This is a genomic window from Streptacidiphilus fuscans, assembly GCF_015690355.1.
GTDB classification, from domain to species: Bacteria; Actinomycetota; Actinomycetes; order Streptomycetales; family Streptomycetaceae; genus Streptacidiphilus; species Streptacidiphilus fuscans.
Window position 1 is genome coordinate 35,041 of record NZ_JADPRT010000023.1, and the last position, 19,716, is coordinate 54,756.

The 19,716-nt window shown below is 71.7% G+C and carries 15 protein-coding genes; 11 read left to right on the forward strand and 4 right to left on the reverse strand.

What is annotated here, in order from left to right; genetic code table 11:
- Positions 1-185 precede the first annotated feature (185 nt).
- Positions 186-983: a hypothetical protein gene (locus I2501_RS36390; RefSeq protein ID WP_196198410.1), complete on the forward strand. Its 798-nt coding sequence runs from the start codon at positions 186-188 to the stop codon at positions 981-983.
- Positions 984-992: 9 nt separating this feature from the next.
- Here the strand turns inward: I2501_RS36390 and I2501_RS40875 are convergent, their stop codons facing one another.
- A complete protein-coding gene (locus tag I2501_RS40875; protein ID WP_196198355.1) occupies positions 993-2,585 on the reverse strand; it encodes a BACON domain-containing protein in 1,593 nt (530 codons plus the stop codon).
- A gap of 320 nt (positions 2,586-2,905) precedes the next feature.
- On the opposite strand from I2501_RS40875, the gene radA reads away from it, so the two are divergent.
- Together radA and disA are read left to right on the forward strand one after the other, a co-directional pair.
- Complete coding sequence (gene radA, locus I2501_RS36400; RefSeq protein WP_236047899.1) at positions 2,906-4,489, forward strand: DNA repair protein RadA; 1,584 nt, start codon at positions 2,906-2,908, stop codon at positions 4,487-4,489.
- Positions 4,490-4,650: 161 nt separating this feature from the next.
- Positions 4,651-5,757 (forward strand): DNA integrity scanning diadenylate cyclase DisA, encoded by a 1,107-nt coding sequence (gene disA / locus I2501_RS36405; protein WP_196198356.1) that lies wholly within the window; start codon positions 4,651-4,653, stop codon positions 5,755-5,757.
- Positions 5,758-5,903: 146 nt separating this feature from the next.
- Here disA and I2501_RS36410 read toward each other — a convergent pair whose 3' ends face one another.
- Positions 5,904-6,749, reverse strand: coding sequence for a hypothetical protein (locus tag I2501_RS36410; RefSeq protein ID WP_196198357.1), 846 nt, complete (start codon positions 6,747-6,749; stop codon positions 5,904-5,906).
- 139 nt (positions 6,750-6,888) lie between these two features.
- Here I2501_RS36410 and I2501_RS36415 point away from each other — a divergent pair, with 139 nt between their 5' ends.
- The 6 genes from I2501_RS36415 (at position 6,889) to I2501_RS36440 (ending at position 14,070) form a co-directional block, all read left to right on the forward strand.
- Positions 6,889-7,611 (forward strand): response regulator transcription factor, encoded by a 723-nt coding sequence (locus I2501_RS36415; RefSeq protein ID WP_196198358.1) that lies wholly within the window; start codon positions 6,889-6,891, stop codon positions 7,609-7,611.
- The gene (locus tag I2501_RS36420; protein WP_196198359.1) at positions 7,608-9,056 is read left to right on the forward strand and encodes a sensor histidine kinase; all 1,449 of its coding nucleotides are present in this window, start codon (positions 7,608-7,610) and stop codon (positions 9,054-9,056) included. Before I2501_RS36415 ends, I2501_RS36420 begins: the two co-directional genes overlap by 4 nt.
- A 289-nt stretch (positions 9,057-9,345) precedes the next feature.
- Positions 9,346-10,215 (forward strand): A/G-specific adenine glycosylase, encoded by an 870-nt coding sequence (locus I2501_RS36425; protein WP_196198360.1) that lies wholly within the window; start codon positions 9,346-9,348, stop codon positions 10,213-10,215.
- Between the two features lie 268 nt (positions 10,216-10,483).
- Positions 10,484-11,095 (forward strand): TetR/AcrR family transcriptional regulator, encoded by a 612-nt coding sequence (locus I2501_RS36430; RefSeq protein WP_196198361.1) that lies wholly within the window; start codon positions 10,484-10,486, stop codon positions 11,093-11,095.
- Between the two features lie 127 nt (positions 11,096-11,222).
- Positions 11,223-12,785: an aldehyde dehydrogenase family protein gene (locus tag I2501_RS36435; protein WP_196198362.1), complete on the forward strand. Its 1,563-nt coding sequence runs from the start codon at positions 11,223-11,225 to the stop codon at positions 12,783-12,785.
- A 178-nt stretch (positions 12,786-12,963) separates the two neighbouring features.
- On the forward strand, positions 12,964-14,070 hold the full coding sequence (locus I2501_RS36440; RefSeq protein ID WP_196198363.1) for a ferritin-like domain-containing protein: 1,107 nt from the start codon (positions 12,964-12,966) through the stop codon (positions 14,068-14,070).
- A 41-nt stretch (positions 14,071-14,111) separates the two neighbouring features.
- On the opposite strand, the gene I2501_RS36445 is transcribed toward I2501_RS36440, so the two are convergent.
- Positions 14,112-15,092: a hypothetical protein gene (locus I2501_RS36445; protein WP_196198364.1), complete on the reverse strand. Its 981-nt coding sequence runs from the start codon at positions 15,090-15,092 to the stop codon at positions 14,112-14,114.
- 159 nt (positions 15,093-15,251) lie between these two features.
- Here I2501_RS36445 and I2501_RS36450 point away from each other — a divergent pair, with 159 nt between their 5' ends.
- Positions 15,252-18,254 (forward strand): NACHT domain-containing protein, encoded by a 3,003-nt coding sequence (locus tag I2501_RS36450; protein WP_196198365.1) that lies wholly within the window; start codon positions 15,252-15,254, stop codon positions 18,252-18,254.
- A 5-nt stretch (positions 18,255-18,259) separates the two neighbouring features.
- On the forward strand, positions 18,260-18,583 hold the full coding sequence (locus I2501_RS36455; RefSeq protein ID WP_236047901.1) for a trypco2 family protein: 324 nt from the start codon (positions 18,260-18,262) through the stop codon (positions 18,581-18,583).
- A gap of 77 nt (positions 18,584-18,660) precedes the next feature.
- Here the strand turns inward: I2501_RS36455 and I2501_RS36460 are convergent, their stop codons facing one another.
- Positions 18,661-19,620: a hypothetical protein gene (locus I2501_RS36460; RefSeq protein ID WP_196198367.1), complete on the reverse strand. Its 960-nt coding sequence runs from the start codon at positions 19,618-19,620 to the stop codon at positions 18,661-18,663.
- Positions 19,621-19,716 lie beyond the last annotated feature (96 nt).

The following is a 19,716-nucleotide window of genomic DNA, read 5'->3' on the forward strand; positions in this document are numbered from 1 at the left end:
TGCCGGTTCATCCGGCTGGACCTGGCCGCTCACACGCTCGGCCCTGGTGGGTGCCGCGGCGAGAGGCGTGCCGACAGGTTGTCGGGAAAATCGTCCGATACTCCCCCGCAGGCCGTGGCCGTGGTGCGGCAGAACCGGCATAGGCTGAGCGGGTGGCAGTAGTAGACGTACAGATCAGCGGCACGATGGACCTGAAGGCGGCCAAGAAGGCCGCCAAGGCGGCGCGCAAGCGCGAGGTCGGGCTGGACTTCCCCCGCGCCTGGGTGGAGTTCGTCGACCCCGACGACGCCGAGCAGGTCTTCCGGTGCGACCTCACCTGGCTCACCTCCCGCTGGACCTGCGTCTTCGGCCGCGGCTGCCACGGCATCCGCCCCGGCCGGGCCAGCGACGGCTGCTGCACGCTCGGCGCGCACTGGTCCGACGAGGACGACCAGAAGCGCGTCCTCGGCCACGCCGCGCGGCTGACCCCGGAGACCTGGCAGTTCCACAAGCAGGGCACCGGCCCCAAGGGCATCTCCGAGCCCGACGAGGACGGCGACCTGCGCACCCGCCGCGTCGACGGCGCGTGCATCTTCCTGAACCGTCCCGGCTTCCCCGGCGGCGAGGGCTGCGCGCTGCACACGCTGGCGCTGCGCGAGGGCCTCGAACCCCTGGAGACCAAGCCGGACGTCTGCTGGCAGCTCCCGATCCGCCGCGCCTACGACTGGATCGACCGCCCGGACGAGACCCGCTACCTGCAGATCACCATCGGCGAGTACGACCGCCGCGGCTGGGGCCCTGGCGGCCACGACCTGCAGTGGTGGTGCACCGGCAGCCCCGACGCGCACGTCGGCGCCGACCCGGTCTACGTCAGCTACCGCGCGGAGCTGGTCGAGCTGATGGGCGCGGGCGGCTACGCCGAACTGGTCCGCCAGTGCGAACGCCACCTCGCCAACCCGTCCGGCCCGGTCGCCCCGCACCCGGCGGACCAGCCCGCGGGCTGATCCGCCGCGTCAGTGCCCGTCGGTGGGGACGGGGCTGCCGCTTGACGGTGTGTCGGACGACTGCGGCGTCGGGTCGGCCGACGGGGAACCGGGCGGCGTGGCGCCGGAGGGCGCTGTCGACGGAGTCCCGGACGCCGAGGCGGACGGGGTCGGTGTGGGCGTAGGTGTGGGCGTGGGCGAGCTCGACGGTGTCGGCGGCGGCGTGGGCGACGCGGAGGTCGGGCTCGGCGTCGGGGACGGGATGCCGCGACGGGAGCTGCCGGTGCCGTAGAGGGTGACCGTACTGCCCGAGGGCTGGAAGACGATCTGGGCGCTCCAGGGGTCGCGCGGCGTGGCGTCCTCGTCGACGGTGACCAGCACGGTGAGCTGCGCGCCCGGAGCGAGCGTGCCGCCGTCCCGGCTGAGCCTGATCCAGGGAGCCTGCACCGAAGCGGTCCAGAGCAGGGCGCTGCCACCGGTGTTGGTGAGCGTGATCAGCGTCCGACCGCCCGACTCGGCCGCGCCGACGTCGAGTTGCCCCGCGCCGACACCCGAGGAGCCGACCGGTATGGGGACGGTCCCCGGCGGGGTGGTGACGCCCGGGGTCGTGACCGTGAACGCGACGTTCTCGCCGAGGCGCCCACCACCCGAGTCGACCGGGCCCGTCGCCGACCCCGAGGGAGCGGCCGGGCCCTCGGACGGGTCGGCCGACTGCGGGTCGGACACCCGCACCGAGGTGACCTGCGCCGCCGGAATGCCGGGCGCGTCCGCCAGGTGCATCGCCCACAGCGCGACGGCGGGCGCGGCCACGACCGCGGCCGCGACCGAGCCGATGACCGTGCGATGCCGGACCACGACCGCGCGTTCCGCCTGCGGCGGCAGGTGCACCGGGAAGCCGCGCCGGTCGAACCGGGGATCCGGGAGCGGCTCCTCCCCGCGCGGGGTGCGCAGGGCGGCACGCGGCAGGTGGACCAGCGGCAGCGCCCCGGTGTCACGCGGCGTCCCCGGCCAGGGCCCCTCCGCCGCACCACGCTCGGCGGCGCCGCGGCAGGTCGGGCACTCGTCGACATGGCGCACCAGCTCACCGCGCAGCGCCCGCCCGAGTACCGGCCCGCGCCCGCGCCCGATCCGGGTCAGCTCCGGGCACACGTCCGCGGCGAGCACGGCGAGCGCGGCGGCGGTCCGCTCCACCTCGCAGGTTCCCTGCGCGAGCAGCACCGCAGCGGCGTCCAGCCGCAGGCCGAGGACGGCGGCGACCTCGGGCGTCTCCAGCTGGTGCCGCGCGGACAGCTCCAACGCCTCCCGCTGGGCGGGCGTCGTCCCCGCCGCCTCCGGCCAGGCGAGCCGCGCGAGCCGGGAGCGCGCGGTCTGCGCGGTGTGCGCGGTGTGCGCGGTCTGCGCCGGGGGTGGCGCGGTACGGGCCTCCAGCCGGAGCAGGCAGACGTGACGATTCAGCGCGTACAACCAGGCACGTTGCAGCTCGGGCCGGCGGAGACGCCGGCGGTGACGCACGGCGAGCCGCCGTGTCTGGCGCACGGCGGCAACGGCTTCGTCCTGGTCACACAGCACGGAGAGGCTGTAGCTGAACAGGGCGTCGGCGAGCTGGTCCAGCACGGTGTCCACGCCTCCGACGGTAGGCGCGCCGCGCCACCCCCCTCGGGGGATGCGCCTCCGATCCACCCTTTCGGGTGATGTACAGCTGCCGCTGAGGCAGCTTTCGCTCCCGCAGGTGGTTGCACCATCAGGGGCGCGGGGAACTGCGCGACAAGCCACCCACCCACGTTGCGCGCCGAACGGACAGGGCCATCCGCTCGTCAGTGGCGTCTCGCGCCGTTCCCCGCGCCCCTGAGGTAGTGCAACGTCCCCGCTTGCCCCTGGCGAGGCAGTGCAACGGGCCCAGCTGCCCACCGGCTCTGTCAGTGGTTCGCTGTAGCGTTCCCGTCATGGCCGCACGATCGAGCTCGTCCAAGTCCCGCAGCAGCTACCGCTGCACCAACTGCGGTGCCACGCCGCCCAAATGGACCGGACGCTGTGGCGAGTGCAACGCCTGGGGCACGGTCGAGGAGGCCGGCGCACCCGCCGTGCGGACGACGGCGGCGGGGCCGGTCTCCGCCCCGGCGAGGCCGATCGGGCAGGTGGACGCCACGATCGCGGCCTCGCGGGCGACCAATATCGACGAGTTGGACCGCGTCCTCGGCGGCGGGCTGGTGCCCGGCGCCGTCGTGCTGCTGGCGGGGGAGCCCGGCGTCGGCAAGTCGACACTGCTGCTGGACGTCGCCGCCAAGGCCGCAGGCCCCGAGCACCGGACGCTCTACATCACCGGTGAGGAGTCCGCGAGCCAGGTGCGGCTGCGTGCGGACCGGATCAAGGCCCTGTCGCCGCACCTCTACCTCGCCGCCGAGACGGACCTGGCCGCCGTGCTCGGGCACATCGAGCAGGTCCGGCCGTCCCTGCTGGTCCTCGACTCGGTGCAGACCATCGCCTCCGCCGAGCTGGACGGCGCGCCCGGTGGGCCCGCGCAGATCAGGGAGGTCGCGGGCGCGCTGATCCGCGAGTCCAAGACGCGGGCCATGTCGACGCTGCTGGTCGGTCACGTCACCAAGGAGGGCGCGATCGCCGGGCCGCGCCTGCTGGAGCACCTGGTCGACGTGGTGCTGCACTTCGAGGGCGACCGGCACGCCCGGCTGCGGCTGATCAGGGGCGTCAAGAACCGCTACGGGGCGACGGACGAGGTCGGCTGCTTCGAGCTGCACGACTCCGGCATCACCGGGCTGCCGGACCCGTCGGGCCTCTTCCTGACCAAACGGGCCGAGCCGGTGCCCGGCACCTGCCTGACCGTCACCCTGGAGGGGCGGCGGCCGCTGGTCGCCGAGGTGCAGGCGCTGCTGGTGGATTCGTCGATCCCGTCGCCGCGCCGGGCCACCTCCGGCCTGGAGTCGCCCCGGATCGCCATGATCCTGGCCATGTTGGAGCGCCACGGCGGGGTCCGGCTCGGCAAGATGGACATCTACGCCGCCACCGTCGGCGGGGTGCGGCTCTCCGAGCCTGCCGCGGATCTGGCCATCGCGCTGGCCCTGGCCAGCTCCGCCGCGGACACGCCGCTGCCTCAGGAGCTGGTCGCCATCGGCGAGGTGGGCCTCGCGGGCGAGGTGCGGCGGGTCACCGGCGTGGAGCGGCGGCTGGCGGAGGCGGCCCGGCTCGGCTTCACCCATGCGCTGGTCCCGCCGGAGCCGGGCAAGGTGCCCAAGGGAATGCGCGTGATAGAGGTCACCACGATCGGCGACGCCATGGCGGCAATTCCGGGCAAGCCCGGACGTATCGGCAGGGACCCCGACCGCCGTGGGCGCAGCAGCAACGGACAGCGGCGCAAGTCCGTCAGCGAGCTGATGGAGCGCGACAGCCTCGCCAACCAGACCGACAAGGTCGATCTCACGAACGACCAGCAACGCTCGGTGCCCGGATACTTGGACATTCCCGACAGCCCGGACGAGCTGATGCGCGGTTGGGACGAGATCGAACCGGAGTAGTTCGCGGTAATCCGCAAATGATCCACGGCTGGGAGAAACCTGGGAGACGCCCGAACGCGTTGCACCGTTTGCCCTGCCCCCGCAATATCCCGACACACTCGTAGGCGGTCATCGGTAAACTCGTACGCGCACACCGCACCCCCACCGGAGGAGTCGCCCTCGTGGCAGCCAACGACCGGGCGGATCGTTCCTCCCGCGAGGAGGCCCTGCTCCGGGCCTCGCTGAGTGCCGTCGCACCAGGTACCGCGCTGCGTGACGGCCTGGAACGCGTGCTGCGCGGCCGTACCGGCGGCCTGATTGTGGTGGGCTTCGACAAGCAGGTCGAGGCGCTCTGCACGGGCGGTTTCGTGCTCGACGTGGAATTCTCCGCGACCCGCCTGCGCGAGTTGTGCAAGCTGGACGGTGCGGTGGTCCTGGACAAGGACATCACCAAGATCGTGCGCGCCGGCGTCCAGTTGGTCCCCGACGCCGACATTCCCACCGAGGAGACCGGCACCCGGCACCGCACCGCCGAGCGCGTCAACAAGCAGACGGGCTACCCGGTGGTCTCGGTCAGCCAGTCGATGCGGCTGATCGCCCTCTACGTCAACGGCTCGCGTCGCGTGATCGAGGACTCCGCCGCGATCCTCTCCCGCGCCAACCAGGCGCTGGCCACCCTGGAGCGGTACAAGCTCCGGCTGGACGAGGTCTCCGGCACGCTCTCCGCGCTGGAGATCGAGGACCTGGTGACGGTCCGTGACGTCGCCGCCGTGGCCCAGCGGCAGGAGATGGTCCGCCTGATCGCCAGTGAGATCGCGGGCTACGTGGTGGAGCTGGGCACCGACGGCCGACTGCTCTCGCTCCAGCTGGACGAGCTGATCGCCGGAGTCGAGCCGGACCGCGAGCTGGTCGCCCGCGACTACTTCCCGGAGCGGGCCGCGAAGCGCGGGCGCACCGTCGAGGACGTCCTCACCGACCTTGAGGCGCTGACCCACACCGAGCTGCTGGAGATCCAGACGGTGGCCAAGGCGCTCGGCTACCCGGGCACCCCCGAGGCACTGGACTCCGCCGTCAGCCCGCGCGGCTACCGCCTGCTGGCCAAGGTCCCGCGGCTGCCCAACACCGTCATCGAGCGGCTGGTGGACCACTTCGGCGGCCTGCAGAAGCTGCTCGCCGCCAGCATCGACGACCTGCAGACGGTCGAGGGCGTCGGCGAGTCCCGGGCCCGCTCGGTCCGCGAGGGCCTCTCCCGTCTGGCGGAGTCGTCGATCCTCGAGCGCTACGTCTGACGACGCCAGTAGCGCCCGACGTCGGGCGCTACTTCGACTGCGACTTCCGGACATTCCGGACAATCTGACGGCTCACCCGATCGGCGGAGTCCAGGGGCCGCTCAGGGGCCGCCCAGGTGCCCCGCGAGGCCGCCAGACCCGGGCGGTCAGCTGCCGAACTGCGCCAGCTTGAACGAGTGCCACGGCTGGGTGGCGACGCCGTTGATGCCGATGTGCACCACGTAGGTCCCGGCCGGGACGGCGGCGCCGCCGGTGCCCGGGGTGCAGCCCGGCTTGGAGGTCGTCCGTCCCCAGCCGAACGCCGCCTGCAGCGGGCCGTCGGCGGCCGCCGGGACCGCGTACCACTGGGACGAGGTGTCCTTCGGGCAGTCGCCGGAGGACCAGACCTGCGCGCCGGTGTCGGCGGTGATCGTCAGCACCGCCGACTTCTGGCCCAGGTCGATCCGGCAGGGGCTCTGCGCGGTGTTGGCGATGTCGAGCCGGAAGAGCGGGAGCTGCGAGGCCGCGTACGTCTGCTCGTTGCTGTTCAGGCTGAGGTCGAGGTCGGCCGCGTTGCAGACGGCCAGGCTCATCGTGCCGGGCAGGTTCGGCGCGGCCTGGCCGGAGCCGCCGGAGCCGGTGCTGCCCGTGCCGCCGGACGTCGACCCGCTGGACGAGCCTCCCGTGGACCCGTCGCCGCCCGGCAGGGTCACCACCGGGGGCCCGCTCGGCGAGGGGGTCGGGGTGCTCGACGCGCCCGCGGGGGCGCTCGGGTTGGTGCCGCCCGCCGTGCCGTCGTTGGAGCCGTGGCCCGTGCTCGTCGGTCCGGGTGTGATCGACCCGACCGGCGTGCTCACGCTGCCCGCCGAGGCCTGCTTGCCGCCGCCTCCGCCGCCGAAAGCCAGTACGGACACCAGTACGACCGCGCCAGCAAGGGCCGCCAGCACGACGAGGCGCCGCCGCCAGTAGATTGACGCGGGCAGCGGTCCGACGGGATTGCGCAGAGAAGGCACGAGCAAACCTTACGAGAGTTCCACCCCGGCTCTGTGCAACACCACCGTACCTGCTGCCTCTTCTTTCACATCATCGTCCTGTTGAGCCGACTGATGGTCAGCGGTCCTCCGCTCGGCTGATGTTGGGACTGGAGGCGTTATGACCGGCACCACCGGAGCCGGACGGGTCCTCGTCGTCGACGACGACGCGGCGATCCGGCGTTCCCTGGAACGCGGACTGCGGCTGAGCGGTTTCACCGTGCTGCTCGCCGCCGACGGGACGGCGGCGTTGGACCTGATCGCCACCGCCTCCCCCGACGTGCTGGTGCTCGACGTCTCCATGCCCGGACTGAGCGGCACCGAGGTCTGCCGCAGGCTGCGCGCGGGCGGCGACGAGACGCCGGTGCTGATGCTCTCCGCGTTGGACGAGCTGGCCGACCGCGTGGCCGGGCTGCAGGCGGGCGCGGACGACTACCTGATCAAGCCGTTCGCACTGGAGGAGCTGGTGCTCCGGCTTCACGCCCTGCTGCGGCGGCGTCCCGCTCCCCCGCCGACGGAGGTGCTGCAGGCGGGCCCGCTGGTGGTCAACCCGACGACCCGCCAGGCCTTCCGCGACGGCGTCGAACTGCGGCTCACCAGGCGCGAGTTCTCGCTGCTCGAGCAGTTCGTCCGCAACCCCGGCATCGTGCTCACCCGGGACCAGTTGCTCGACCGCGTCTGGGGCTACGACTTCGACGTCCGCACCGACGCGGTGGACACCTTCGTCAGCTACCTGCGGCGCAAACTGGAGGAGGGCGGACGCCCGCGGCTGCTGCACACCGTGCGCGGGGTGGGCTTCGTGCTGCGGCTGCCCAAGGCCGGCGAGGAGGCGGGAAGAGGATGAAGCTCTCCACACGGATAGCGCTGTCCGTCTCGCTGACCGTGCCGCTGCTGGTGCTGGCCGCCGGCGCGCTGCTGCTCGGCCTGGTCGGGCACGACATCACCCAGCAGCAGGACACCCGGCTGCGCACGCTCGCCGTCGCCGTCACGCCCGACGTGCGGTCGCTGCTCGCGGCGGACCGGGCGGGCCGCCCGAGGGCGGCCCAGAACCAGAACCGGCGCGTCCTCGACTCCGCGCTCGACTCCGGCGTCCTCGTCCTCGACCCGAACGGCACGACGGTGCTGAGCGGCGGCCCGCAACCCGGCCCGACGGTCGTGCTGCCCGCGCCGACCGGCCGCCCCGAGACGGTCGCCGGGTTCCACGCGCTGGGCGAGTCCCTCGCGCAGGGCGGCACGCTCTGGGTCTTCGCGCCGGTCAGCGCGGACAACGCGCAGCTCTCCGCGATCCGGGGCCGGGTACTGCTGGTCGCCCTGCTGGCGGCCCCGCTGGCCGGCCTGCTGACGCTGGCACTGGCCCGCCGCGCCACCCGCTCGCTGGGGACGCTGAGCGCCCAGGCCTCCGCCCTCGACCCGCGCGACGGCGCGGACTCGTTCCGGCACCGGACCTCCCATATCACCGAGGTCGACGACCTGGCCGCCGCGCTGAGCGCGGTCCTGTCCCGGTACGACCAGCAGGCGACCCGTACCGGCGAGGCCCTGGAGACCGCCCGCTCCTTCGCCTCCGCCGCCTCGCACGAGCTGCGCACGCCGCTGATGTCCATGCAGACCAACCTCGACGTGCTGGCCACGCACGGCTCCGCCCTCGCTCCGGACGAGCGCGAGGAGATCGTCGCCGACCTGCGCGGCGAGCACGGGCGACTGCTGGAACTCCTCACCGCGCTGCGCACGTTGGCGCGCGGCGACCTGGTCGAGGCGGAGGCCTTCACCGACCTCGACTTCGGCGAGCTCGTCGACTCCTGCGTCCAGGCGGTCGCGCGGAGCGCGCCGGAGGCACAGCTGATGCTGAGCGGCGGCTACGGCCTGCGGGTGCGTGCGTGGGAACCAGGCCTGAAGATCCTGGTCACCAACCTGCTCACCAACGCGGTCGTCCACGGCCACGCGCCCGGCGAGGCCTCGCGGATCGCGGTGACCCTGACGGCGGCGCCGGAGGTCGACGGCGGCCACGCGGTCCTGACGGTCGACGACTGGGGCCCCGGCATTCCGGCTTCCCGCCGCGGCGCGGTCTTCGACCGCTTCACCCGCGGCCAGGACAGCCCCGGCACGGGCCTCGGCCTCACCCTCGTCGCCCAGCAGACCGCCCTCCACGGCGGCACGATCACCATCTCCGAGGCCCCAGGCGGCCACGGCACCCGCTTCTGCCTGCGGCTGCCACTCAGCGGCACGCCGTTCCAGGAACCCACCCACCGCAACTGGCTGACGCAGACGCTGAACCTGAAGTTGATGGGGTAGTTGCACCGCCCAGGGGCGCGGGGCTCTGCCCACGTGCGGCTCCGCCGTGTAAGCGCGGCAGCTGAGCATTCGCTCCCGCAGGTGGTTGGACTATCCAGGGGCGCGGGGAACTGCGCGACAAGCCACCCGCGCAGGTGGAGCCCCGAACGTTCAGGGCCATCCGCATGTCAGTGGTTTCTCGCGCCCACGCGGCGGAGCCGCATATCAGCAGAGCCCCGCGCCCCTGACGGAAGTGCAACGTCCCGTCTGCGAATCGCCTGCTCCCCGCACGACTAAACTCCCACCCGCCATGGAAAATCTGCATCGCCCCGTCCTCGCCTGGTACTCCGCCTCCGCCAGGGACCTGCCCTGGCGCGCGCCGGAGGCGACTCCGTGGGCGGTCATGGTGAGTGAGTTCATGCTCCAGCAGACCCCCGTCAAGCGCGTCCTCCCCGTCTACGAGGAGTGGCTCCGTCGTTGGCCGACGCCCGCGGCGCTCGCCGCGGACGCGCCGGGAGAGGCCGTCCGGGCCTGGGGGCGGCTGGGCTACCCGCGCAGGGCGCTGCGTCTGCACGCAGCCGCGACGGCGATCCGGGACGAGCACGGCGGGGAGGTGCCGTCCTCGCACGCCGCGCTGCTCGCACTGCCGGGCGTCGGCGAGTACACCGCCGCCGCCGTCGCGTCGTTCGCGTTCCGGCAGCGGCACGCGGTGCTGGACACCAATGTGCGGCGGGTCTTCGCGCGGGCCGTGGACGGGCAGGAGTACCCGGCGAACGCCACCACCGCCGCCGAGCGCCGGACGGCGAACGCGCTGCTGCCGGACGAGCCGGAGACCGCCGCGACCTGGGCCGTCGCCGTGATGGAGCTGGGCGCGCTGGTCTGCACGGCGCGCAGCCCCGAGTGCGGCCGGTGCCCGATACGGAGCGACTGCGCCTGGCGGCAGGCCGGCAGCCCGCCGCACCAGGGTCCGGCCCGGCGCGGGCAGACGTACGCGGGGACCGACCGGCAGGTGCGCGGCAAGCTGCTGGCCGTCCTGCGCGAGGCCCACGACAGCGTCCCTCAAGCGGAACTGGACAAGGTGTGGGAGGACTCGGTCCAGCGCGCCCGCGCGTTGGACGGCCTGGTGGCGGACGGTCTGGTCGAGCCGGTCGCGCCCGGCGTCTACCGGCTCCCTCGCTGACCTCGCTGAGCTCCCTGGCCTCGCTGTCCGACTGCGCCGCTTCCCGACTCCACTCCCCGCGTCGAACTCGCCGCGGCCCGCAGTACGATGAAACGGCAGCCTTACTTGCCGACCGGCTAGTACCGCCGCCCCGAGCACGCTAAGCTCGTGCCACGGGGGCAGTACCAACCGAACGGCCGCACGACTGCACCACCGCACACCTGCACCACGCACCCTGCAACAACTGCACAGCGCGGACGCACACACTCACCGGCGGAGCGAGAGAGCCATGACCAGCCAGACCCCCCGAGGCGACACCCGGGCGCGCATCCTCGACGTCGCGCTGGAGCTCTTCGTGGAACACGGCTACGACAAGACCTCGCTCCGGGAGATCGCCGACCGCCTGGGCGTCACCAAGGCGGCGCTGTACTACCACTTCCGCACCAAGGAGGACATCCTCGCGGGCATCGTCGCCAACATGGCGGCCCCGATCGAGGAGGCCATCGCCTGGGGCGAGCAGCAGGAGTACAGCCCGGAGGTGCGCGACGCGATCCTGCGCCGCTTCGCCGAGGGCATGGCCGACCGGCAGCCGCTGCTGCGCTTCTTCCACGAGAACCAGCCCGCCATCCGGGAGCTGAACGCGGGCAACCAGTTCAAGGAGCGCATGATCGCGCTCACGCGGCTGCTGCAGGGGCCGAACCCCAGCTACGAGGACCGGGTGCGGGCCGCCGTCGGGCTGATGACGATCAACGTGGCCGCCTTCGTCGCGGAGGCGCAGGCGTGCGAGGGAGACCCGCAGGACGTCGCGCCGCTGCCGGACCAGGCCGCCCGCCGCGACGTGGCGCTCCGCATCGCGCTGGACGTCGCCGACCGGATCGGCAAGACCCCGGCCGACGTCTGAGCCCGGCCGACGCCCGATCCCGCCAGGCTGAGCCCGCCAGAGCTCCAGGGCCTGCCGCGCCTGAGCTGCGGCTCCGGCCGCACGCGGTTACGGTCGAAGCAACACGCCGCCCCGCGTTGGAGCTTCCGTGACCCTCGCACCCAAACCCGGAACATCCTGGGACGCGACCTACGCGCGCTGCCTGGCCGCCGCCCCTGAGGCCTTCGCGGCCGACCGGCTGCGCAACCTGGTCCGTGGCGACTGGCACGCCGTCGGCGTCCCCGGCGAGCACACCACGCCGGTCGACGGGACGCCGATCCCCGGTCCGCCCCGGGTCGGCGTGGACGAGGCCCACGCGGCCGTCGACTTCGCGATCGCCGAGCACGCGCAGTGGTCCCGCGTCCCGCTGGACGTGCGACGCGAGCGGGTCGCCGCCGCCGTAGAGTCCCTCGCCGAGCACCGGGACCTGCTGGCGATGCTGCTGGTCTGGGAGATCGGCAAACCCTGGCGGTTGGCCTGCGCCGACGTGGACCGCTGCCTGGACGGGGCACGCTGGTACCTGGCCGAGATCGAGCGCCAGTTGGGCCTCGGCTCGGCGACGCCGCGCACGCCGCTGCCGGGTCCGGTCTCCAACATCGCCAGCTGGAACTACCCGATGAGCGTGCAGGTCCACGGCGAGCTGGTGCAACTGCTCGCCGGGAACGCGGTGGTGGCCAAGACACCGTCCCAGGGCGGCTTCCACTGCCTGACGTTGGCCCACGCGCTGATGCACCGGGCGGGGCTGCCGGTCACGCTGCTGTCCGGAACGGGCTCGCTGCTCGCCGACGCGCTGATCCGGGCGCCGGGGCTGGGCGCGCTCGCGTTCGTCGGCGGCCGGGCCAACGGCCGTCGGGCGGCCACGGCGCTGGCCGATCTGAACCGGCGTCACTTCCTGGAGCAGGAAGGCCTGAACACCTGGGGGATCTGGGAGTTCAGCGACTGGACGGCGCTGTCGGCGCATCTGCGCAAGGGCTTCGAGTACGCCAAGCAGCGCTGCACCGCCTATCCGCGCTACGTCGTGCAGCGGTCGCTCTTCCCGCAGTTCCTGGAAGCCTATCTGGCGGTCCTCGGCGGTCTGCGGTTCGGCCATCCGCTGGCCGTCGCCTCCCCGGACGATCCGCTGCCGGACCTGGACTTCGGGCCGGTCATCCATGCGGCGAAGGCGGCCGAGCTGCGCGGCCAGTTCGACGAGGCGGTGGCCGGGTGCGCGATCCCGCTGCATCAGGGCTCCCTGGCCGACGGCGGGTTCCTGGACGGCCAGGACACCTCCGCCTACCTCGCGCCGGCCGCCGTGCTGTCGCCGCCCGCGAGCTGGTCGCTGCACCACAGCGAGCCGTTCGGGCCGCTGGACTCCATCGTGCTGGTCGACACCGAGGCCGAGCTGCTGGCCGCGATGAACGCTGGCAACGGATCGCTGGTGGCCAGCATCGCCACCGACGACCCGGACTTCGCCGAGCGGATCGCGCCGGACCTGCTCGCGTTCAAGGTCGGCGTCAACAAGCCGCGTTCGCGCGGCGACCGCGCGGAGGTCTTCGGCGGCCTCGGGGCGTCCTGGAAGGGCGCGTTCGTCGGCGGCGACCTGCTCGTCCAGGCGGTCACCTACGGGCCGGGCGGCGCGGAGGAGAAGCTCTTCGGCAACTTCCCCGGCTACGCGCTCTACCCGGCGCGCTGAGCACCGCATTCGCACGCGAGCTCCCGACCTGGAACTCCCTTTATTCGACGGGATGTCAATAGCCAGTGGCCACAAGGTTCGTACCGAGCCAGGTGGTTCGGCGCTGTCCCCGACCGTGGTTGACCGGTTGGTAACACCATGTGACGCTCCTGCTGAGCCTGCGGCAAAGGAGCCAAGCATGTCGACGAACGACCTCTACGCCACCCCGCCCACCGAGCAGCTGTGGACCGTTCCGGCCTCCGGCTCGGCACGTTTCAACTGGGAGTACGACGAGGGCCGGGAGCGGCTGCTCAACCTGTACCAGAAGGGCAAGGACAAGCAGTGGGACCAGGTCAAGCGGATCGACTGGTCCCTGGAGGTCGACCCGTACGACCCGCTGGGCGTCCCCGACGAGGCGATGACCCTCTACGGCACGCCCTACTGGGACAAGATGAGCGAGGCGAACAAGGCCGACATGCGCCGCCACTACGCCTCCTGGCAGTTCAGCCAGTTCCTCCACGGTGAGCAGGGCGCGATGGTCTGCGCGGCGCGCATCGTCGAGTCCGTGCCGGACATGGACGCCAAGTTCTACTCGGCGACGCAGACCATGGACGAGGCCCGTCACGTCGAGATCTACTCGCGCTTCCTGCACGAGAAGATCGGCATGCTCTACCCGATCAACGACAACCTGCAGTCGCTGCTCGGCGACACCCTGCGCGACTCCCGCTGGGACATGCCGTACCTCGGGATGCAGGTGCTGATCGAGGGCCTGGCCCTGGCTGCGTTCGGGATGCTGCGCGACACCACCACCAAGCCGCTGCCCAAGCAGCTGCTGGCCTACGTGATGCAGGACGAGGCCCGCCACGTGGCCTTCGGGCGGATGGCGCTGCGTGACTACTACGCGCAGCTGACGGACGCCGAGCGGGCCGAGCGTGAGGAGTTCGTGATCGAGGGCTGCTACCTGATGCGCGACCGGCTGCGCGGCGTGGAGGTGCTGGAGCACTTCGGCATCCCGGCCAAGGACGCGGACGAGATCAGCGAGCAGAGCGAGTACCTGCAGTTCTTCCGCAAGCTGCTCTTCTCGCGGATCGTGCCGTGCGTCAAGGACATCGGCCTGTGGGGCCCGAAGCTCCAGCAGGCCTACGTCGACATGGGCGTCTTCGACCTCGGCGACTCCAACCTGGACCTGCTGATGCAGCAGGACGAGGAGATCGCCGAGAAGCTCGACGCCGAACGCTTCGCGGCGGAGGAGACGGCCCGTGTCGACGAGGTCAGCGAGGCGATGGCCCAGGGCGCGGAGGCCTGAGCGATCGCCTCGCGACCGCTGAATGGGGTGACCGGTGACCGTCAGCGGGTGACGGTCACCACGCGGTCCGCGGAGCTCGCGAACGGGTCGTACGAGGCCTCGACCGACACCGTGTCGCCCTTCCCGGCCCCGGCGTCCCAACCGGCCACCCGCACCCGGACGGTGTAGCTGACGGATGCGCCGTTCGCCCAGTGGGCCGGGATCGCGGGCAGCCCGGCGCTGTCGGTGCCGAGCGGCACCCAACGGCCGTTCTCCCACACGTCGTAGGCCAGGCTCGTGGTGAGCGGCACGGACTCGTAGGACGTGGTCAGCAGTCCCGGCACGAGCGACTGCGCGACGGGCGCGCCGGTGCGGTTGGTGAGGGTGTAGCGCATCACCAGCGGCTGCGAGGCCGAGACGGCGCTGCCGCCGCCGGTCAGCGTCTGGACGATCGGACCGCCGGTCCTGGCCGTGCCGACCTGGAGGTCCACCTGCTTGGAGACGGTGGCCCCGCCGCCGATGGTGCCGACGTTGAAGCCGAGCAGCAGGCGGTCGTCGTTCACCGGCCAGGCCTTGCCGGCTGCCAGGGTGACCTTCCAGGTGTAGGTGGCGTGCGCGTGCAGCGTGAACGCGTCGCCGAACTGGCCGCCCTTGGGGTAGAACGACCCGAGCAGCCCGCCGTCCTGACCGCCGAACGTGAGCGCCGTGGCGGGCGCGTGCACGGGCGTCACACCCAGCGTCACCTGGCTGTCCCCCACCGGCAGCGCCCCGCGCGCCCCGCCGCCCAGCTCACTCCCGAACGCGACGTCGGTGCCGGAGGTGTTGGTGACCGACAGGTCGAACACCTCCGCCCGCCCACCCGGCATCAGCGGACCGGCCTGCATCCGACCCAACGTCAGCACCAGCGGGCTCTTCGCCCCGGCCCCCACCCCGGCCGGCGCCGCCTGCGCCACCCCGGGCAGAACGACGGCCGCAGCCGCGGCGACAACAGCAGCGGCCCCCGCAACAGCCTTGCGACGAGCGACCTTACGACGAGCGGACATGTCCCAACCCCCCACACCACGAGCACCTTCAGCGATCGCCCTCCCGGCGACACCTAGATCCTCGCGGACGAACGGTTCGTGTCCGATCCCCGGAGTGTCATGGCTCTGCAACAGTCGGAACCGGCCCTGCGCGCAGGGCAGTTCAGGGATCATGCCGGTATGGCGCTGGAGCTCGAACGTGTGGCGGTGGTCAGGGGCGCGGACGGTGCGCAGGGCAGCGGGGTGCTGCTGACCTCGACCTTCCTGCTGAGTGCCGGGCATGTGGTCGGCAACGCCGAATCGGTCACAGCCGCGGTCAGGGGCGGCACCGGTTGGACCTCGTGCACGGTCGTCGTCCGGGTGGACGACGTGGTGCTCCTCCAGGCCGCCCGACCACTGGTCGACGGCGAGCTGTCCCCCCTGCCGGTCGCCCGGCCACAAGGACTCATCCCGCTCCCGGGCTGCCACGCGACCGGGTTTCCGGCCGCTGAGCGCGACGCCCAGGAAACACTCGGCAGTCACCAGGTCACCGGGACCCTGAAGCCGGGCCCCGGGCGTACTCCCGGTCGGCGCATCCTGGAGACCGCCCACCGACCTCCGACGCCGTCCAGGCCGTCCGTGCCGTCCATCCCGTCCGCGGGCACCGACTCCCCGTGGGCGGGGCTGTCCGGGGCCGGCGTCTTCCACGGAACCACCCTGCTCGGCATCGTGACGGCCGATCACAGCCCAGCCCGATGGGGCCACAGCCAACTCGAAGTGCAGGAACTCGACGAGGAGCTGTCGGATGCCCTGCTCAGGCACGCCTCGAAGGCAACCGTCCTCGTGCCGCCGCCGACGCTCACCGAATCCGAGGCATTCGAGCTCGACTACCGGGAGTCGCTGCACGCTCAGTACGGCCGGATCCGGATCTTCGGCCTGGACCTCGACGACCGGGTGCGCGACACCGTCGACCGGATGGAGTTGGACACCGCGTACCTGAGCCTGAGTGCCCACCAGAGTCGGCGCTGGGACATCCTGCCCGAGATCACCGAACGGCGGACCGGCCGGGCGGAGACCTTGCTCGCCGACCGCACGCGAACCCTGCTGCGCGGCGGGGCCGGCTCCGGCAAGACCACCCTCGTGCAGTGGCTCGCCCTCCATGCCGCGGAGTTGAGCGGATTCGAGGACCGGATCCCCTTCGTGCTCAAGCTGCGCAGCCTCCACAAGCTCCCGCGTCCAGGAGAGTTCCTCGTCGCGAGCCGCAGTGTGGTGGCGGACAGCGAGCCACGCGGGTGGACCACGGCGGTTCTCCGTGCAGGACGCGGTCTGCTCCTCGTTGACGGCGTGGACGAGATCCCCGAGAACCGACGCGAAGGCGCCCGGGAATGGCTCTCCGAACTGCTCAGGCTCTATCCGGGCACGGCAGCGGTCGTCACCGCCCGGCCGTCAGCCGTCCGCTCGGAATGGCTTGCTGCAGACGGCTTCGAGGAGCTGACCCTGCTGCCGATGACCGGCGAGGACCGGAAGACTTTCGTCGACTTGTGGCACCGCGCCGCAGGGGCACCGGGCGAACTGCGCGAAGGCCTGCTCCGCACCCTGGACAGGTCCCCCGCTCTCACCTCGCTCACCGCCAGCCCGCTTCTCTGCGCGATGCTCTGCGCCCTGCACCGCAACCGCAACGGCGCCCTGCCCCAAGGCCGTATGGCCATCTACGCTGCCGCCCTCAGCATGCTCCTCGCCCGCCGCGACATGGAGCGCCAGGTCGAGGTCGAGCTGAGTGAGGAGGACCACCTGGCGCTGCTCCAGGGGCTGGCCCACTGGCTGGTCAAGGAGGGCCGGGTCGAGGGCGACCGCGCGGACGCCGTCAACCAGATCCGACGGCTGCAGGGCCACCTGAGCACGGATCTGCGCGGGCGCTCGGCCGAGTCGCTCTACGCGTACGTGCTGGAGCGGAGCGGACTGCTCTACGAGCCGACGACGGACACCTTCGAGTTCATCCACCGCACCTTCCAGGACTACCTGGCGGCGAAGGAGTTCAGCGAGGACCGCTCCTTCAACAGCCTGCTCTCGCATGCGGACGACGAACAGTGGGCGGACGTCATCCGGATGACCGTCGGCCACTGCGCCCCACGGGACCGGAGCCTGCTGCTCGAAAGGCTGGGTGAGGATCCACGCGACGAGAACCGCGCCCTGCTCGCCGGGAGCTGTCTCCCGTTCGCTCCGCGTCTCGCTCCGGAGACGCGTGCACTCGTCCTGGATCGGCTGGAGCCGCTGGTGCACACCAGCCGGCTACGGGAACTGGATCGGGTGGGCGATGACGTACTGACGATCGTCCCGCCGACGATCTGGGCCGAACGCTCCTCGGACTACGCGACCTTGCTCGGACGACTCGGTACCTCCGCCGCTCTGCGCACCCTGGCCACCGGAATCGACCAGTGCCGGGCCGACAACCGCCTCGACGATCTGACAACGGAGTGGAGATGCTTCGACGCGGCACAGTTTGCGGACCTGGTGCTGGCGCCACTTCAACCGGCTGAACGACACCTCTTTCTGTCCAGTCGGGAACACCTACGCGAACTGGACAGGCTGGGTTCCTCCGAGGCAGTAACACTGTTCGACCTGTCGGCGGCCGACCTGCGCGCACATAAATTGCCCCCCGGGACCTCTCGCGTCTATGTGGTGAACTCGCCAGATCTAGAGGATCTCGAACTCCTCAGCCGACACACGACGCTGCGGAAACTGACTCTGAGCAGTTGTCCAGCTCTCAGTGATCTCGGGTGTATCCCGGCGCTCCGCCCGGAATCTCTGAGCCTGTGGGACCTCCCGGCGGTCCCGACCGAGCACCTTCGAGAGATCGTGCAAGCTTTGGACTCCTGCACCGAGATCTGTCTCGGCCCCGCCGAGGTACGGGGGCTCGCGGGCCGAACCACACAGCCCGGCGTACGAAGCACCTTCCTCAACGCCCACGGAGAGCCCGGAGAGGACCAGTGGCTCGGCGAGATACTGCAGATTTTCCCTGCTCTGGGGCACATCGAACTCCTCCTCACGAACAGTGTCGACTCCTTCGACCTGCGTCCGCTCATCAACACAACGACGTCGATCCGTGTCTCCTTCACCCGGGATCGCGAAGAGGAACCACAGTTGACCGGAGGCGACGAGTTGGGGAAGCGCTTGACGGTCCATCGGATGCATGACGGATCATGACCTGTATGACGAACCCCGAGGACCCCATCGACCTCGCCGACGCGATCACCGCCATCCGGGACCAGTTGGTCGACGCCGCCGGGCGCGGAGCCGGCGCGGACATCGGCTTCGAAGTCGGGCCGATCGAGCTGGAGTTCACCGTGGCGCTGAAGCGCGACGCGCGGGCCAAGGGCGGGGTGCGGGCGTGGGTGTTCTCCGTCGACGGGGAGGTGGGCGAAGCGTACGACCGCACCCATCGGGTCGCCGTCACGCTCACGCCGAAGTCCCGCACGACCGGCGGGTCACTGGAGGTTGGCAACCACACGGCACCGGATCTGTCGGGCTTCTGACGAAGCCTCAATGCAGAACGACGAGCGCACCGGGTCCCAAGGGGTCCCGGCGCGCTCGCCGTCAGTGCCGGTGATGCTCAGCGGACGGTGTAGACGTCCTTGGTCACCAGGCCGGTGAAGCCGTCGTACGCGACCGAGACCGGGATCTCGCCGGCGGTCGCCTTCGTCGCGCCCCAGCTCACGACGCGGACGCGGACCATCTCCGTCACCGACGAGCCGTTCGCCAGGTGGGCCGGAAGGACCGGCAGGCCGCCGTTGTAGTCACCGAGCTGCACCCAGTGGCCGTTCTTCCACAGGTCGAAGGCCAGCTCCACGTTCTTCAGCGAGCCGGAGTTGAGCTCGGTGCCGATCCACGGGCTGAGCTGCTCGGCCAGCGGCTGGCCGGTGCGGTTGGTGAAGGTGACCTGGAGGTCGACCGGCCGCTGGGGCGTCAACGTGCCGTGGCCCTGGACGGTGGTGACGATCGGGCCGCCCGACTTCCAGGTGCCGACGCGGAAGTCGAGCGTGCGGCCCACGGAGTTCTTGTAGTTGGCGGTGTCGTCCACGCCGAAGTTGAGCTGGAAGCCGTCGTCGTTGATCGGAAAGGCCTTGCCCGCCTCGACCGTGATCTTCCAGGTGTAGGTGGCGTGCGCGGGCAGCTTGAAGTCGCTCCCCCACTGGCCGCCCTTCGGGTAGAACGCACCGATGTAGCCGCCGTCCTGGCTGCCGAACATCGACGTCGTGGCCGGTGCGTGCACCGCCTGGACGCCGACCGTGACACCGCCGTACTGCGCCGGGATCGCGCCGTGCAGCGAGCCGCCGAGGGCGCCGGTGACCGGCAGGGCCGCGTCGGAGTGGTTGGTGACCGAGAAGTCGAAGGTCTTCGCCACACCGGGCAGCAGCGGGCCCGCCTGCGCGGCGGTGGACGAGATCGTCAGCGGGCTGCCGACGGTGGCCGGGGTGGCGGCGTTCGCGGTGCCGGGCAGCAGGGCGAGCGCGCCGGATGCGGCGGCGGCGACGACGGCGACGGCCCCGACGAGACGGTGACGAATGTTCATGAGTGGCCCCCCAGGCGCATGATGAAGAACGAAAGGATGTCCGGCGTCCGGCGACTCGACCCCCGACCGCTTCGCTTGCGGTCCGTTCCCCGGCGA

Excerpts from the sequence above, each read along its gene's own strand:
- I2501_RS36455 (WP_236047901.1), top strand. The coding sequence starts at position 18,260 with ATGACGAACCCCGAGGACCCCATCGACCTCGCCGACGCGATCACCGCC.
- I2501_RS36445 (WP_196198364.1), bottom strand. The coding sequence starts at position 15,092 with ATGTCCGCTCGTCGTAAGGTCGCTCGTCGCAAGGCTGTTGCGGGGGCC.
- I2501_RS36430 (WP_196198361.1), top strand. The coding sequence starts at position 10,484 with ATGACCAGCCAGACCCCCCGAGGCGACACCCGGGCGCGCATCCTCGAC.
- I2501_RS36450 (WP_196198365.1), top strand. The coding sequence starts at position 15,252 with ATGGCGCTGGAGCTCGAACGTGTGGCGGTGGTCAGGGGCGCGGACGGT.
- I2501_RS36425 (WP_196198360.1), top strand. The coding sequence starts at position 9,346 with ATGGAAAATCTGCATCGCCCCGTCCTCGCCTGGTACTCCGCCTCCGCC.
- I2501_RS36390 (WP_196198410.1), top strand. The coding sequence starts at position 186 with ATGGACCTGAAGGCGGCCAAGAAGGCCGCCAAGGCGGCGCGCAAGCGC.
- I2501_RS36415 (WP_196198358.1), top strand. The coding sequence starts at position 6,889 with ATGACCGGCACCACCGGAGCCGGACGGGTCCTCGTCGTCGACGACGAC.
- I2501_RS36440 (WP_196198363.1), top strand. The coding sequence starts at position 12,964 with ATGTCGACGAACGACCTCTACGCCACCCCGCCCACCGAGCAGCTGTGG.
- I2501_RS36420 (WP_196198359.1), top strand. The coding sequence starts at position 7,608 with ATGAAGCTCTCCACACGGATAGCGCTGTCCGTCTCGCTGACCGTGCCG.
- radA (WP_236047899.1), top strand. The coding sequence starts at position 2,906 with ATGGCCGCACGATCGAGCTCGTCCAAGTCCCGCAGCAGCTACCGCTGC.
- I2501_RS36460 (WP_196198367.1), bottom strand. The coding sequence starts at position 19,620 with ATGAACATTCGTCACCGTCTCGTCGGGGCCGTCGCCGTCGTCGCCGCC.